This is a genomic window from Tolypothrix sp. VBCCA 56010 (genome assembly GCF_050875635.1).
Taxonomy (GTDB): Bacteria; Cyanobacteriota; Cyanobacteriia; order Cyanobacteriales; family Nostocaceae; genus Hassallia.
Genome location: NZ_JBPAOH010000008.1, coordinates 75,413 through 92,698 on the forward strand (window position 1 = coordinate 75,413; position 17,286 = coordinate 92,698).

At 41.3% G+C, this 17,286-nt stretch carries 7 protein-coding genes; 2 read left to right on the forward strand and 5 right to left on the reverse strand.

Annotated features, from left to right (window positions below):
* Nucleotides 1-45: 45 nt before the first annotated feature.
* Nucleotides 46-669, forward strand: a complete 624-nt coding sequence (locus AABK37_RS04670) for a Uma2 family endonuclease (RefSeq protein ID WP_432550430.1) — start codon at nt 46-48, stop codon at nt 667-669.
* 287 nt (nt 670-956) lie between these two features.
* On the opposite strand, the gene AABK37_RS04675 is transcribed toward AABK37_RS04670, so the two are convergent.
* From AABK37_RS04675 to AABK37_RS04685, 3 genes are read right to left on the reverse strand one after another with little or no spacing between them, the layout of a single operon-like run.
* On the reverse strand, nt 957-2,099 hold the full coding sequence (locus tag AABK37_RS04675) for a PepSY-associated TM helix domain-containing protein (RefSeq protein WP_432550431.1): 1,143 nt from the start codon (nt 2,097-2,099) through the stop codon (nt 957-959).
* A 28-nt stretch (nt 2,100-2,127) separates the two neighbouring features.
* Nucleotides 2,128-3,549, reverse strand: a complete 1,422-nt coding sequence (locus tag AABK37_RS04680; RefSeq protein ID WP_432550451.1) for a TonB-dependent receptor — start codon at nt 3,547-3,549, stop codon at nt 2,128-2,130.
* Nucleotides 3,533-4,309, reverse strand: a complete 777-nt coding sequence (locus AABK37_RS04685) for an AraC family transcriptional regulator (RefSeq protein WP_432550432.1) — start codon at nt 4,307-4,309, stop codon at nt 3,533-3,535. The genes AABK37_RS04680 and AABK37_RS04685 overlap by 17 nt, the downstream gene beginning before the upstream one ends.
* A 284-nt stretch (nt 4,310-4,593) precedes the next feature.
* On the opposite strand from AABK37_RS04685, the gene AABK37_RS04690 reads away from it, so the two are divergent.
* Nucleotides 4,594-8,679 carry a non-ribosomal peptide synthetase gene (locus tag AABK37_RS04690; protein WP_432550433.1) on the forward strand — a complete coding sequence of 1,362 codons (4,086 nt, stop codon included), beginning with the start codon at nt 4,594-4,596 and terminating at the stop codon, nt 8,677-8,679.
* A gap of 437 nt (nt 8,680-9,116) precedes the next feature.
* On the opposite strand, the gene AABK37_RS04695 is transcribed toward AABK37_RS04690, so the two are convergent.
* Entirely contained in the window at nt 9,117-11,075 is a 1,959-nt protein-coding gene (locus AABK37_RS04695; protein WP_432550434.1) for an ATP-binding response regulator, read from the reverse strand.
* Nucleotides 11,076-11,091: 16 nt separating this feature from the next.
* A complete protein-coding gene (locus AABK37_RS04700) occupies nt 11,092-17,049 on the reverse strand; it encodes an AAA family ATPase (protein ID WP_432550435.1) in 5,958 nt (1,985 codons plus the stop codon).
* Between the last annotated feature and the right edge of the window lie 237 nt (nt 17,050-17,286).

The window sequence follows — 17,286 nt, forward strand, 5'->3', positions numbered from 1 at the left end:
GACAAAGCTGATTATTTCTCATCTGGCATGTGACTGGATACTTTTATGACCTCAGCAGCGATGTCTGACGACAAGCCGCAAAGCGTCTACGCTACACCCACAAAGGAATCACCCCTTTTGTTTGAGGGAATGACCTGGAGAGAATTCAAAGCCATTGAGCAGTTATTAGACCGTCCAGGATATCGGCTGTCTTTCCTAGATGGTGTTTTGGAGATCCGAAAAATGCCTGGAGAACCCCACCAAACCGTTAAAGAAAGACTAGGCGCATTGTTGGAACTTTACCTGCTCATGGCAGGATTTGACTTTACTCCAACAGGCTCAATGACCTTGGAAAGTGAATCAGGTGCTGTGAAGCGAGAAGCAGATAAATCATATAAACTGGCTCCTAGTCGAGTGCGTCCTGATTTGGCGATCGAGGTGGTGTTTACCAGTGGCGGGATTAACAAACTAGAGGCATACAAGCGGCTCTTGATTCCGGAAGTGTGGTTCTGGGAAGATGGTGTGCTAGAAGTGTATCACCTGCGGAAAGAGGGCAACACACTCCACTATGAAAAGGTTTCCAGTAGTGAGGAGGTCAAAGGGATCGATCTGGATTTGTTGTTACGCTGCATTAATATGGTGAATCATGTTGATGCCATCAAGACTTTTGGGCAAGCGCTTCAGGAATAGCTTATAAGCGTGAGTAATATAGCGATCGCTATATTGCCTGCGGCATAGCTACGCTTAGGGCGAAGCCTAAGGTAGAGAAGTGACTCCCAAAGAGTATCGCCGAAAATGGTTGATAATAATTTTCAATTAACTAACAGTTTGCTCACTTATTCGTTTGTGTACATTGGAGACATTGCATTGGCTCACGAATGCATTATTAATGGGAAAATCCAAACATTGGCTCAGGGCGTGCAAAAGCACGCTCGCATAGTTAAAATCAGGGTGAGTGGCGTAAGCTTTGAACATTTCTAACTCTTACTTACAGGTTCAACCATTTCCATAGTCTGCTGTCTGCGTTTCCCTTTGTAGCGATACCACCACATCACAAAGCCAGTAATAAATAGAACTAAGGGTGCAAGTCCAACGAAAACGTAGAGAATGCGGGTGGGCAATCCCCAGAAAGTACCGTAATGTACGGGTGCAAACGAGTTGAGAACTTGGTCGGCTCGTGATGCTTCCAAACCATTTTTCAATTGCACCACTTCACCTGTATACTGGTCGAGATAAACCTGAGAGTAACCGTATTCGTTTGTTTCTTGCGGCAATTTTTTACCAATTCGGAACACTCCTTCTGGGGTTTGCGGTAAGCGGATGTAAGTTGTTACCGCACCTGGTAACGCAGCATCGGCTTTTTGAAGAATCTCTGTCAGTCCTCTAGGAAGTTTGCCGACGATAACTTGAGAAACGGGATCGGGTGGAATCGGTGTGAGGGTAGCGGCGTAAATTAGGGGTTTGGTTTGGTCGTAGAAGTTCCAGCAAAAGCCGGTGAAAGCGATCGCCGTCAGAAACACGCCTGTTACAATTCCTGCTACTTTATGTATGTAAAAATTTACACTTTTTATATGGGTATTACACTTAATTTTGAAACCAGAAATTAGCTTGCGCCAACCAGACCAGAGAAGAATTCCCGTGATGCTGAGAATAAAAAATAAGAAGCCAATTATACCAACAATGATTTCTCCAATTTTACCTGCTAGAAGTTGGTAATGAAGTTTTAACGTCAAGCCAATTAGGGTATTATCCCACAGACGCGCACCCATAATCGCACCCGTGTAAGGATTAACGAAAACTTCAGTACGTTTTTTCTCTGTTGATTGCAGAAAGACGCGGTAGGGGGTGTGAGCATCTCCAAGGGTGTTAATACCCAACAGTTTCAAGTCAGGTTGGGAAGCGTAGGCGGTTTTGACAGTTTCTAATACGGTTTCTACTTTTATGCGTTGTTCTTGGGGGATGACTTGTCCAAACTGTTGACTGAGGAGGAATTGGTTGATTTCCTTTTCAAAGACCAGCAGGCTACCTGTTAAGCCGATGATGATTAGCACCAGTCCCACGATTAAGCCAATGTAGCGGTGTAAGTAAAATGTGAGATCGCGGATTTGTTTGGATTTCATGGTGGATGCTCTTATATAAGTGACAAAATCAAAAATTGACCGAAAGTGTGCCTAGAACTGTAAACGGTTCGCCGTAAAATACTGCATTTCTGTCGCGGGAACTTTCAAAATAATCCACATCAAAAAGGTTCTTGAAGTTCAACCCTACCCGCCAATTGTCACGGCGGTAAAAAATCGCCGCATCGGTTCGTACATAACTAGGCAATGTAAATGTATTTGCCAAATCTCCCTTTCTATCACCAACAAAAAACAACCCTCCACCAAATCCCAAACCCTTCAAACCTCCACTTTGAATTTCATATGCAGCCCATAAACTTGCACTATTTCGTGGCACGTTGTTCGGTTGATTTCCCTGGAAAGCTGGTCTAGTATCTTTAGTGATTTCTGCGTCGGTGTAGCTATAAGTAGCAATCAGGTTTAACCCTGGTATCGGTTGACCGACTATATCTAATTCAATACCCTTACTTTGTTGTTCGCCTACCTGGATGCTCAAGATTGAGCCAGGAGTAGGATCGGGTACAACAAGGTTTTGCTTGGTGATTTGGTAAGCAGATATTGTCGCTGAAAGTCTGCCGTCCAGAAACTCTGTTTTGACACCCACTTCAAATTGTTCGCCTTTGGTTGGCTTAAACGTTGTCCCGTCTGCATTAACACTAAATAAACCCGCTGGCAAAAATGAGCGACTGTAACTGGTATATAGGGAAACAGGCTCGATAGGTTGATAGACAATACCAACGCGAGGACTGAAGGCAGTGTCGTTGCTGTCAAATGTTCTATTAGTTAACCTGTTATCAAACGATTGATCTACCCAATCAAAGCGTCCGCCCAATATAATTTTCAGGTTATCTGTCAATGAGATTAAGTCTTGGGCATAAACGCCAATAATATTTTGTTGATCGAGAATGTCAGTACTCTTTCTAGTAAACTCAACAGTCGGTCTTTCATAAACTGGATTGAATAAGTTGAGTGTTGGTAGGGTGGCAGTGCGTCTTATAGTCTCAGAGGATGCCCAAAACAAGTCAAAACCAAATAGCAGGTCATGCTTGAGGCTACCAGTTCTGACCTTGCCGAGCAAATCGGTTTGTAACGTGTAGTACTGTGAATCAGTTGTTCCCCGGAATGCAGTGCGTGTTACAGTTCTGTTATCTGCTGCAAGAGCTGGCGAAATAATATCTTCATCAACATCCAAGATTTCTGTATTGAAGGCATTACGCACTGACCAATTATCACTAAATTTGTGTTGTAAACGATAACCAACAAGGGTATCCCTGTATATCTGGTTCCCTAACTTTGGATCGTCCAAAAATCGAGACTTCGGTACACGCCCAAAGGGATTTGGTAAAACTGTACCTACCGCAGGTAAGCCATCATAGTCTGGTACGGAACTGCGCTGATAATCAGCTTCAAGCGTCAAGGTTGTATTTTTGCCAAAGTCAAAGGAGAGTGCGATCGCTCATCCCTACAAGAGTTGCCAATTCCATTAATGATGGTGGATTCTCCAGACGTGATAGCATAATCTCTCTAGCGTGGTGAATCCGAGCGATCGTTTCTGATTTTAATCGCGGTGCTGTTTGTTGAATACCCCGATCTGCTAAAATTGGCGCTAATTGCAACGCCATTAACTCTAGTACCTTTCCCTGTAAGTACATCCGCTTCGTTATCCCTTGATAGGGACAGTTGATTATTTGCTGCGTCAAAAACCTAATTGCAGTCGTGATTTGTGGGTAAAGCAACGTTTGCCAATCATTGCCCTTTGCTAGCAATTGGAATTCTGAAGGAATTTGTCCCGGTTCTCTAGAGAAAAACGTTCCTAACAGTTCGGGTTCCATGTGGATATTAACTCCCACCAGACGTTGCGATTTCTGCAACTCAAACGTCATTGCCCGTTGAATGCCACTTCCAGAGATGAGTGTGCGTCCTCCTCCATGACACCCGTAGTCATCTGTGATAATTCCTGAAAGTAAGACCATGAATTGCAACGGGTGGTTCCAACTGGGAGTTTTAATCAGCACGTCATCGTAGTATTCGCAGTCTTCAATCGAAAGCCAGAGATGAGGATGCAGTTCAATGTTTTGCACATAGCCTTTGCCGAGTTGCCTGGGTACTTCGCAAAGGAATTCATTCCTCTGTGACGATGTGTTGTGCAGGCTGTTCAGAGCGGCTTCAGCCCAAAGTTCCGCGTGTTCTCTAGTTGTGAGAGTGATGGTCATAGCTGGCGATTGGTAGATTCTAACTTGATGCGAGTAATTTTCAATAATTTTACCGCGATTTCATCATGCTTCCATTGCTAATCGAACGTCATTTTTTAATACAATAAAATTGATTTCCTGGTATAATTATGCTTTGCTAATCATCTGTTTGGATTCTTGAATCACAAGCATAATTATTAAAGGTGAGAATGTAAAAATTTACTGTTAAGTACAGGTATTCATTTTGATTTTATCGGTTGTTTTCTCTGCCACAAATTTTTGCAGCACAACTGTGCCCTTCACTTATGAATCTCACTGCTACTGAAGAAACAGAGGTTTTCGTTTTTGCCACTTCTTTCGCTCAACAACGGCTGTGGTTTCTCGACTCTTTAGCACCAGGCAATCCATTTTACAATGTGTCAACAGCACTTCGCCTCACAGGGAGCCTCAACTTCACCGCTTTAACGCAGACATTTAACGAGGTAGTACGCCGTCACGAAATTTTACGCACCACGTTTGTCATGGTAGAGGGGCAACCCGTGCAGGTAATAGCTCCCTCCTTAATTATACCTATAAGAGTAATAGACCTACGCAATAAATTTGATAGCCAAGAACGCGAAACACAAGCGCGGCGACTCGCAAACAAAGAGGCTCAACGTTCTTTCAATCTCACCACCGGACCATTGCTGCGATTGACGCTGCTACAAGTCAATGAAGCCGAACACGTGTTACTACTGAACATACATCACATTGTTGCTGATGGCTGGTCTATTGGAGTGCTGATTAAAGAACTAGGGACACTATATAAAGCCTTTTTAGAGGATAAGCAATTGCTCCTGCCGGAACTACCCATTCAGTATGCAGATTTCGCCGAATGGCAGCGGGAATGGCTGCAAAAAGAAGTGCTACAAACCCAGTTAGCTTACTGGCGTCATCACTTAGAGGGAATTTCGGTACTAAATCTCTTCACTGACCGATTAAGACCAGCAGTTCCAACTTACAAAGGTGCGAAACAATTTATACAACTACCGCCCTATTTAACTCAGGCGCTAGAGACACTTAGCCACCAAGAAGGCGTTACCTTGTTCATGACTCTGCTGGCAGCGTTTCAAACGTTGCTTTATCGCTACACGCAGCAAGAGGACATTGCGATCGGATCGCCGATTGCCAATCGCAGTCGCAGCGAGTTAGAAGGGTTAATTGGCTTTTTTGTCAATACTTTAGTACTGCGTACCGATTTATCAGGAAATCCAACGTTTCAAGAACTGTTGAATCGAGTACGACAAGTAACTTTAAGCGCTTATGCCCATCAGGATTTGCCCTTTGAAAAGCTGGTGGAGGAACTACACCAAGAACGAGATTTAAGTTGTCATCCGTTGTTTCAGGTTGTATTTAGCCTGCAAAATACTCCCATTGAAGCGCTAGAGTTACCTGGGTTAACGCTTTCGCAATTCGAGTTTGACAGCAAAACCGCAAAGCTAGATTTGGAGTTTCACCTGTGGCAAGATTTGGAAAGCCTTAAAGGACAAGTGGTGTATAGCACCGATTTATTTGATGACAGCACTATTACCCGGATGTTGGGACATTTTCAAACGCTGCTAGAAAGCATTGTTGCTAATCCAAAACAGCGTCTTTGCGACTTGTCAATTTTAACAAAAGCAGAACGACATCAATTATTAATAGAGTTTAATCGAAATCAATCAAAAATCAAAAATCAAAAATATGAAATTGAGCAGTGTTTTCATCAGTTATTTGAAGCAATTGTGGCGAAAACTCCGAATGCGATCGCCCTAGTTTTTGAACACCAGCAATTAACCTACCGCGAACTAAACATCCGAGCTAACCAACTTGCACATTATCTGCAACAATTAAAAGTAGTTCCTGATGTTTTAGCGGGCATTTGCGTAGAGCCTTCATTAGAGATGATAATCGGGTTGTTGGCTATCCTCAAAGCGGGTGGAGCATATCTGCCTTTAGATCCGAGCTTACCTCAAGAGCGTATTAACTTCATGCTAGAGGATGCGAAAGTTTCAGTTTTGCTAACTCATTCTTCTTTAGCCCCCCTTCCCAAGGGGGGTTGGGGGGATCTCTTGTCTGTAGTTTGCATAGATGAAGATTGGGCAACTATTACACAATATAGCCAGGAAAACCCCATTAGTTGCGTAACATCTGATAACCTAGCTTATGTGATTTACACCTCTGGCTCAACAGGACAGCCTAAAGGAGTTTTAATCAAGCACCGAGGACTTTCCAACTTGGCATCAGCTCAAATTGAAGTTTTCAACTTGCAACCGAATAACCGCATTTTGCAATTTGCATCATTGAGTTTTGATGCCTCCATTTTTGAGATTGTTATGGCACTGCGAACAGGAGCGACTCTTTATTTAGCAAAGAAAGAATCGCTTCTACCCGGAAAAGCTTTGCTGCAACTATTGCGCGAAAAAGCTATTACTCACGTCACCCTTCCACCTGCGGTGTTAGCAGTTCTACCTTCAGAATCACTCCCGGCATTGCAAAGTATAATTTGTGCAGGTGAATTCTGTTCCCAAGATATTATAAAACGCTGGTGGAGTTCTAATCGTCGATTTTTTAACGCTTACGGTCCGACTGAAGCAACTGTTTGGTCAACCGTTGCCGAAATTAATACTCTTGATGAAAAACCCTCTATAGGTCGTCCTATTGCTAACACTCAAATTTATATATTAGATAAGTATTTACAACCTGTACCAATTGGAATTCCTGGTGAATTATACATCGGTGGTGAGGGTGTGGGTCAAGGCTACCTCAATCGTCCTGAATTAACAGAAAACCGATTTGTTGAAGAAACCGAGTTTCTCCCAAAAACGCGACTTTACAAGAGCGGTGATTTAGCTTGTTATCGAGTAGATGGTAATATTGAATTTTTGGGTCGCATCGATAATCAAGTTAAAATTCGTGGCTTTCGCATTGAGTTATCAGAGATTGAGACGGTGCTGATGATGCATCAAAGCGTGGAAAAAGCGGTAGTAATTGCTAAAGAGAAAGTGTCAGGCGATCGCTATTTGGTGGCTTATATTGTTCCTACGAAGCAGCCAGCAACAACCAGTAAACTACGTGAATTCTTAAAAGAAAAATTGCCAGAATACATGATACCAGCAGTTTTTGCAGTGCTGGATTCTTTGCCGCTAACGCCTAATGGTAAACTAGATCGTTTTGCACTCACAGCACTCGACACAGCAACTAATCGCTCAATAGATAAAACCTATATCGCTCCTCGTAATTCAACCGAGTTAACATTAGCAAAAATCTGGGCTGAAGTCCTTCAAATTGAGCGCGTGGGTATTTACGATAACTTCTTCGACTTGGGAGGAAATTCGCTGTTAACTGTACGCTTGTTGGAGCAAATACACAAGCAATTTGAGCGTGAATTGCCGCTATCTACCATATTTTTAAATCCGACAATTGAAAGTTTAGCAAATTCTCTCTGCCCAGAAACAAATTCTCTACCTTGGTCTCCCTTAGTTGCGATTCAGCCTGCTGGTTCAAATCCGCCTTTCTTTTGCGTTCATCCAATCTTTGGTGTTGTCTTTCCTTATTACGAATTAGCTCATCATTTAGGGACAAATCAACCATTTTACGGGCTACAACCGATTGGACTTGACGGAGAAACGCCACTAACTCACATTGAGGATATGGCTGCCCACTATATTGAAGCATTGCGTAAAGTACAACCAAAAGGACCTTATTATTTAGGAGGTTGGTCTTTTGGCGGTTTGGTTGCTTTTGAAATGGCTCAACAACTGCAAAAATCTGGGGATGAAGTCGCTTTACTTGCTGTGCTTGATACTTTAGCACCAATTAAGAGCAATATACCTGACTTTGGTAATGGGTTAAAGTTTCTTTTTACTACAGTAGCGCGATATATATGGTCATTTTTCTTCGATTATTTGCGTTTAATTACTGCTCCGAGCAAAAACCAAATTAAAAGTTTAATTTTTCGTCTTCCTAATTTTCCTAAATTTATTCAATGGCTCGAAACAAGTTTATTTTCACAGATTATCTTGAAAGAAGCTGCTATAGTCAACTCGATGCCTGATGAATCCAGGTTAAGAATTTTAAACGAATTAACAATTCGCCCCATGCTTCGTGTTTTTTCTGCTAATAATCAAGCAGTTCTCAACTACGTGCCGCAGGTCTACCCGAAGCGAATTACTCTTTTAAGAACAAGCGTTCAGTCAAACATTGCCGAGCAAGATTTGAGTATGGGTTGGAATCAGCTAGCTGTTGAAAAAACAGAAATTCATACTATTCCTGGTAATCACCTCACCATGCTGAGAAAACCCCATATTCAAATTCTCGCCGAACAGTTAAGAGTCTGTATTGAAAAAGCACAAAATTTATCTGTCGGTTAATAAATTTGTTACATCATATCATGTCCGGATGAACACTTATAAAAAACTAAAAACCTCACCCGCCTCCTTTCCCCTCTCCTTATCAAGGAGAGGGTTGGGGTGAGGTAAAGCTGGAATTATAAGTAATTAAGCGCACATGATATCACAACAATTGAGGCTATTACAATACGGTTAGGTTAAATATTTTTATTGGGCATTTGGGTATGTAGAGACGCGATATATCGCGTCTCTACAATGATTTTGGCTTCGCTAATTTTAGAAATGCAAACCGTATTGGAGGCTATTAAATAAAAGTTTAGCAACAAAAATTTACATATAGTTTTATATCGAGTTCGGCTGATTAGTTATAAAAAAGGGCATTTATGCAAATGTCTTCAAATGCTCTTTCTCCCTGCAAGAGTGCGGTTTTAATAATAAGTCTTTAACTCAACATTATATTAGTTGGGTATTAATTTCGCAGGCTGGGTACGAGGCACATTTTCGTGTTCTTTCAGCTTTAATCGCTGTAAAGTTTGCAATAATTCCTTTGTAGTGTAGGGTTTAGAAAGAAATGCTTTGACTTGAGCAACCCCGATGAGTTTGTTACTGGCTACCAAACCGCTGACAGCAATAATCAAGACATGCGAATTCATTTTTTGCAATGCGCGAATGGTGAGAGCTCCGTCCATCGACGGCATCATCATATCCACCAAGACCACGCTAATTTTATCTTTGTGCTGGGCATACTGGGCGATCGCCTCAATTCCATCGCTGGCTGTCAACACTTTATAATTGTACGTTTCTAACGAGATTTTGGTCGTCTCTAAAATTGGGGCTTCGTCATCGACAACCAGAATTAATTCTCCGTTTCCTTTTGGTAGTTCGAGGTTTTCTGCAAGTGACGTTGCTGTTGCCTGCACTGCTGGCAAAAACACTTTAAATTCAGTTCCTCTGCCAACGTTGCTGGATACCTTGACAAAACCATTATGACTTGTTATAATCCCCCTCACGGTTGAAAGACCTAAACCTGTACCTTTGCCAAACTCTTTAGTAGTGAAAAACGGCTCGAATATTCTATCCAATATTTCTGGAGACATACCGATGCCTGTATCTGCAACAGCGATCGCAATGTAAGGACCCACACTTGCCTCAAGATTCATGCGGACATACTGTTCATCAATGAACACATTTTCCGCAGAGATATTCAAATTCCCGCCGTCGGGCATGGCATCGCGAGCGTTGACAACTAGGTTCATCAGCACCTGATGCAAATGTGTGACATCTGCAACCACAGCCCAAAGGTCTGACTTGATATTTGTAGAAAATTCAATCGATTTGGGAAATGTCTGTTGGACAATCTGCTTGATTTCTGAGAACAGATCGTTCACTTGCACAATCGTGCGCTTGTCTTCAACTCCCTGTGCAAACTGTAGCACTTGCTTGACCAAAGCCGCCCCGCGTTTAGCGTTAATTTCTATAATCTTAAACATCTGCTGACTTTGCTCATCAATATGAGAGAGTTTTAGCGGCAACAGTTGCGCTACCGCCAGAATTGGAGTCAGAATATTGTTCAGGTCATGTGCAATGCCGCCAGCTAGTGTGCCAATGCTCTCCAGTCGCTGCGCTCGGAGAAACTGCGCTTCGAGTTGTTTTTTCTCTGTAATGTCGGTGTTGACCGTAAGAATCGATTTAGGTTGGTCATTTTCATCGCGCATCAAAGTCCAGCGGCTAGCAACAATTATTTCCTTGCCTTCTTTGGTCACTTGATGCAACTCACCCTGCCAGGAGCCAGCAAAAGGTAAACTTTCTTGGAGGTTTTGGAGTTGAGATTTTTCCAGCGGATATAGAAGCTGATTGGCTTTCTTACCAATTGCTTCTATTGCCTTCCATCCATACAAATGTTCGGCTCCTTTGTTCCAAAAACAGATTTGGTTGTCGAAGTCTGTAACCAAAATTGCATCTGTGGTGATATCAAGCAAAGCAGCTTGTTCGCGGATTTGCAGATTTTGCTCTTGGAGTGTTTTAGTTAGGTTCCGCAGCCTGAGATGAAGTTCGATACGGGCTAAAACCTCTTCATGCTGAAGCGGTTTGGTGATATAATCCACTGCACCAAGATTCAAGCCTTTGACCTTATCCACTGTTTCGGAAAGTGCGGTCATGAAAATGACGGGAATATCTTTTGTTAACTCATTGTCTTTCAGACGGCGGCACGTTTCAAAACCGTCTATTCCCGGCATGAGTATGTCCAACAAAATCAAGTCGGGTGGAGCATATTCCGCTCTGGCGATCGCACTTTCGCCATCTTCTGCAACCAACACTGTAAATCGAGCATCGGCTAAAAAATCGAATAATATCTCTAAATTTGTCGGAGTGTCATCAACGATTAAAATGACACCTTTTTCAGTGAAATTACTCATAAAAATCTCTGAATTATTAATATTGCTTGAGAAACTCTAAGATTTGTTTCCCTTTAAAACCTTTGGCAAGTTGGCGCAAATGAGTGGCAAACGGTATCCATCGTTCATCCAACTCCTCTAATTTTATCGCTCGTTTTGTAATGCCTCTTAAGTCTCCCCTCATCGCCAAATCAAGCAAGACAGCTAGTTCCTCTGCTGGTGGAGCCACAAATGAGTCCTGAGTGCGTAGGGGACTGCTGAGTTCTTGCCTGCTTTTTTGCTTCTCATAAACCCATTCCAGCCCCAAGTGAATTTTTAATTTTTCTAAAAGCTCTGCTTCCCGGATTGGTTTGGGGATAAAATCATCGCAACCAACTTCTCGACTTTGCTTTTGCTCGAAATCAAAAACGCTAGCCGAGGCAGCAATCACCACCACTTCCTTCAGGTCTGGTAACATTCTGAGGCGACGGGTAGCTTCAAAGCCGTCCATCACGGTCATTACTAAGTCCATAAAAATGACATCGGGCTTAAATTCATGCGCTTTATTAAGAGCGTCTAAGCCATCTGTCGCTTCTGCGACTTCAAACCCTAAAGGCTCTAGTAGATTCAGCAAAACCGAACGATTTGCCCATTTGTCGTCTACTACCAAAACTTTCCGTTTGCAGCCAAGAAAACCAATGATGTGGCGGCGATCGACGCTCTTGACATTAGTATCTTGCAAAACCTCAGGTAAATCCAACTCTAGCCAAAAAACGCTCCCTTTCCCTAAAGTACTCTTCACCATCAATTCCCCACCCATGAGCTGAACTAATTGATGGCTAATTGCCAATCCCAATCCTGTTCCTTCAATCTTCCGACTATGCTCACCCACCTGCTGGAATGGCAAAAATATTTCTTTTAATTGCTCTTGTGCAATGCCAATACCCGTATCTTCCACTTGAAACCGAAGTTTCTCCTTTAGATAGCCCACTTTAAAAGTTATACATCCTTTTTCTGTAAACTTAACTGCATTGCTAAGTAAATTAATCAAGACTTGACGCAAGCGTTTTTCATCTGCTCGAATGACTTTTGGTAGTGGAGAAAACGTTTTGTAAATTAAAGAAATTCCCTTTTGTTGGGTACGAATGCGGCAAATATCAGCAATACTCTCAATAAATTCCGGAAAAACAAACTCTTTTGCCTCAAGTTCCATTCTCCGAGCTTCGATTTTGGAGAGGTCTAAAATATCGTCGATCAGTGTCAGTAAGTGTTCCCCACACTGATGGATAATATTAATACCATTCTTTTGCTGAGAAGTTAAATTTTTATCTTTCTGAAAAATTTGCGTATAACCCAAAATACCATTGAGTGGGGTGCGGAATTCATGGCTCATATTAGCGAGGAATTCGCTCTTGGCACGGTTGGCTTGTTTTGCTGCTTCTTCTGCTCGCTGCCGTTCTTTAATTTCCTGTTGTAATTGTAAATTTTTCTCTTGTAACTCCAACGTTCGCTCTTCGACTTTCGCACTGAGCGTTTGATTGTACTCCTCTAAATCATTATACAAACGCGCATTCTCAATCGATATTGCTGCTTGAGAAGATAAAAGTTGTAATACTTCCAATCGCTCTGGTGTAAATGCACCAGCGGTCAAGTTATTTTCTAGATAAAGAATGCCAATAAGTTTACCTTGATTAACAATTGGCGTACACAAAATAGATTTTGGTTTAGTGTTGAGGATATAGCTATCTGTGGTAAATACTCCCTGACGGCTAGCATCGTTCAGTACGATATTCTCCTGAGTACTTCGCACATAATTAATTAGAGATATTGGTAGCTGCTGACTAGATTCTATAGGTGTTGATTGTTGGACTGTTATTTCATGCCCAACACTTCCAGAGGCTTCTATAAATAACTGCCCTGCTTTTTCTAAAATTAAAAATCCCGTTTCCGCGCCGGCATTTGCCAAAACAATTTGCATCAATTTCGCCAGCAATTTGTCTAGAAGCATTTCCCCAGAAAGGGCAAGAGATGCTTTCATAACTGCGGCTAAATCCAGAAAAGCGGGACTATTTATAGTCGTAGCTCTAATTGTCTGACTTATCTCTACTTTGGTTTTTCCCTGCGATATGTGAGATAAGATATGAGGATATCTTGCTTCTAAATCTTTGACTTTTGCCGTCGCTCCCCAGCGAATATATCCATAGTAAGCATCAGTCAAATAAGTTTGAGCTACCTTTTCTCTGCCAGACTCAAAATAAAACTTTGCTGCCAGTTCATTGCAGAGCGCTTCTTCTTGGATGTATCCCTGGTTTTTAGCTTGAGCGATCGCTCGGTCATAAAATTCCATCGCTTGCCAATATTGACTTAATACTCGCGCTTTTTCTGCCTCCACAAGCTCGTATTTGTGCTGAAAATTCATTGGAGCATGTTCTGCCCATTTCTGCATCTTTTCCTGATTATTAATTACTCTGTTTAAGAGGTGTTCTTGTTGTGAATGTGGCGCTGAGGAATATATCGCTAGTTGTGCCAAAGAATCGTAGAAAGAAAACACTTGTACAACAACAAACGCTTTTACCCCATCTAAATACTCAGAACCATAAGCAGCATTTTCCCATGCTTGTTGGTACTCTCCAAACAAATAACAGAGAATAAGTTTGTTTAAATAAAAATAGTGGAGTCCAGTTCTATCATTGGCTTTTCTCAAAAGCGGTAATGATTTCTCTTCGTTGTATACTTCACCCAGCAAACAGCACGGATTTTCACAAAATTCCAGCAAATTAAGAACTGACTGCTGAAAAATTTGATTCCAACTCAAGGCGTTTTCTTGCTTGAGTTGAGCCAGGGAATTACTAATTGTTGCCATTTCTCGTTCAAGGCTTGTCAGTTCCTGACCGATGAAATATGAATATTGGCATTTTTGCATGGCAGCATAGCCACCATATTCAAAATGTCCGTTTTCTAGTCCACTTTCATATCCATCTTGTAAAAGTGGCAAAGTTTCCCTAGCATGAACTTTACCATGAATCGTACATGCCGCTGCTACGAAGAATACACTTGTCTTAATTTCTAAAACGTTGTATCGTTCCAGCAAGCTTAAAGCCAACTTACCAAATTTATAAGCCGAATCAATGTCTTGAATTACCCCGTTTAAAATCACACCATAACAAACATAACCGTATGCAGAGAAAGGAGCATTTCCATATTTGATAGATAAATTAACATGTTCGCAAACAATCAACGGAAACAGTGCAGGTGCAGCTTGATAGGTAGGAGAACCCATACTCGTTAGCATACGTATGGCTGCTAGCTTATCTACCTCTGTCATTAACGGTAGGTTAATTAAGTCTTCTATACTCTTCCCGGTCAAATTTATTGCTGTTTGCGAGAGTGTTTGTTCGATATCCAAATCCGTTGGCAATGGGAACCTTACCCCCAAAAGTTCCAACGCTTCTAACCCAATCTTAACTGCTTCGAGTTGCTTGACTTGCGCCATGCAAGCTTGAATTTTCACCTCATAGACTTTCATTTTGTCAATAAAGGTTTTTGCCTGTTGCAAAACAATTGTTGCCCATTTCTCCATCTGCTGAAAATCGCCGTTCAGGTACGCTGTTTCCACTGCTAATTCATAAAGTGCCAGCGTGATTTCGTACTGTTCCTCCCAGCTATTTGCTGTCAATAAGTCCAAACCCACCTTTAAATAGCGGATAGCAGACTCATACGCTGCCGCTGCTTTCGCCTTCTGACCTGCTATAAGATTAAGTTCAGCCAGTTCATATTTTTCTGACTCTAAGGTGAGTAAGTCGATGCCGTAATTAAGTTGATTAACCAAAGCAAAAATATTTTCTTTTCGTTCTTCAAGAGTAGTCTTTTGTAAAAGCAATTGACCGATTTTTAAGTGAGTTTCTTTTTTCTGAGAATCTGCAATCAGAGAATAAGCCGCTTGCTGCACGCGGTCATGTAGAAACTTGTATGAAATTGGGAATTTATGATTGTTTATTTCCCATTCCCCGACTAAAGGTATTTTGTAAGATTCATCTAAGGGTAGAACTAGACCTGCTTGCAAAGATTCCCACAAATCTACTGCTGTTTGTGACAAATATTTTTGATTCACAATACTCAAAATATCTAAGGTAAATTTATCCCCAATACAAGCAGCTAACTTTAAGACATTTTGCGTCGTCGGTGACAGCTTCTGAATCTGATTGACCATTAATTCAACAACATTGTCAGTGATATCAATGTCTTTCAGCAACTCGATATCCCACTGCCAACAACCTTGACTGAAGTTAAATGATAACAGATTTTCCTGATGAAGAGATTTGAGCAGTTGAGTTAAAAAGAAAGGATTTCCTTGAGTTTTGTTAAACAGTAACTTAGCTAGTGGCTGTGACTTTTGTTGGTCAGTGCGTAGGATATCGCTTACCAATTGGTTGACATGAGTGATATGTAAAGGTTGCAGGACAATATTGTTGATAACCGCGCTCGTCTTTTCAATTTCTTCCAAAGTCAACATCAACGGATGAGTCGCACTAACTTCGTTATCTCGATACACTCCAATCAGCAACAAATATTGGCTCTTTAGGTCACAAGCAAGCAGTTGAATTAACTTTAGAGAAGCTGAATCTGTCCACTGTAAGTCATCCAAAAAAAGTACCAGCGGATGTTCGGGTTGACAAAATACATGAATGAATTGTTGAAACACCCGATTAAATCGGTTTTGGGATTCAGTTGCTTTCAATTGCGGAACCGCAGGCTGAGAACCAATAATTCGTTCAACTTCCGGAATGACATCAATAATCACCTGACCATTGGAACCTACAGCTTTTAAAAGTTTTGCTTTCCAAACTGCTATTTTTTCAGCGCTTTCTGTTAACAACTGCCGAATCAATTCCTGAAAAGCTTGAATTATAGAAGCATAAGGAATATTCCGCTTAAATTGGTCAAACTTACCAGAAAGAAAATAACCCCGCTGACGGACGATGGGTTTATGAATTTCATTTACCAAGGAGGATTTCCCAATACCTGAGTAACCACTCACCAAAATTATCTCGGTTGCCCCAAGGCTAACTCGGTCAAAGGCATCCATTAGGCTTGCAACTTCTTTTTCACGACCATAAAGTTTTTGGGGAATGATAAATTGACTGTATAAATCCAGTTGACCAACAATGAAATTTTCAATTGTTCCAGTTGCTTGCAGTTTTCTTAAACATTCTTCCAAGTCTGCTTTTAGTCCCAAGGCACTTTGATATCTCTGTTCAGCAGTCTTGGCTAATAATTTCATGACAATATCAGAAACTGCTTGAGGAATTTCTGAATTGACTTCTTTAGGTGGAACTGGTGTTTTAGCAATATGGCAGTGAACTAATTCCAAAAAGTCAGTAGCTTGAAAGGGTAGCTGTCCTGTTAGCATTTCATAAAAGGTGACACCTAAGGAGTAAAAGTCAGTTCGGTAGTCAATTGAGCGATTCATCCTCCCAGTTTGTTCTGGTGACATATAAGCAAGAGTGCCTTCCAGCAAATTGAGATTACTGACAGTTTGATTTTCTCTTGACAGGTGCGATGAAATACTAAAGTCTATAATTTCAACTTGATTAGTTTTCGCGTTTATCAGGATATTTTGGGGTTTAATATCTTTATGAATAATATTGTTTTGATGTATTTGAGCAAGCGTTGAAGACAATTGAATACCAATTTGCAAAAAATTGCTTAAATCCAAATTTTGCGCGGTAATAAAATTTTTCAGGGGTTCTCCCCCGAAATCTGATAAGATTAGCGCCAAACCATTGCGATCGCTCATCCAAGCTAAGGGTTTAACAATTCCTTCTATCTCTAAAGATTGAAGTATTTGATATTCATGTCTTAATCGGGTAAGCTGTTCTATAGTCGGATACTCAGTTTTAATGGTTTTAATTATCACCGAGGTTTGCTCTGGTTCCCTCGTAGCACGGTAAACACAGGTAGTAGTACCCTCACAAATGACTTCGATGAGGTTGTAACCGGCAATGGTGATACTCATTTTTGTTTTATCGCGTCTGTAAGGTGAAGATGCAGTTAACTACTGATTGACGCATCTATCTTAAGTTAGATGTTTGTTTAAATTGGAAATATCATCAATTGTTTACATCTATATTAGACTCAATTAAGTAATTGAAAGTTAAATTGCCTAACTCATATTAGGACTTACGCAAAATTACCAAAAAACGAACCGCAGAGAACGCAGAGAACACAGAGGAATAAGAGGAGCGAGAGAGTT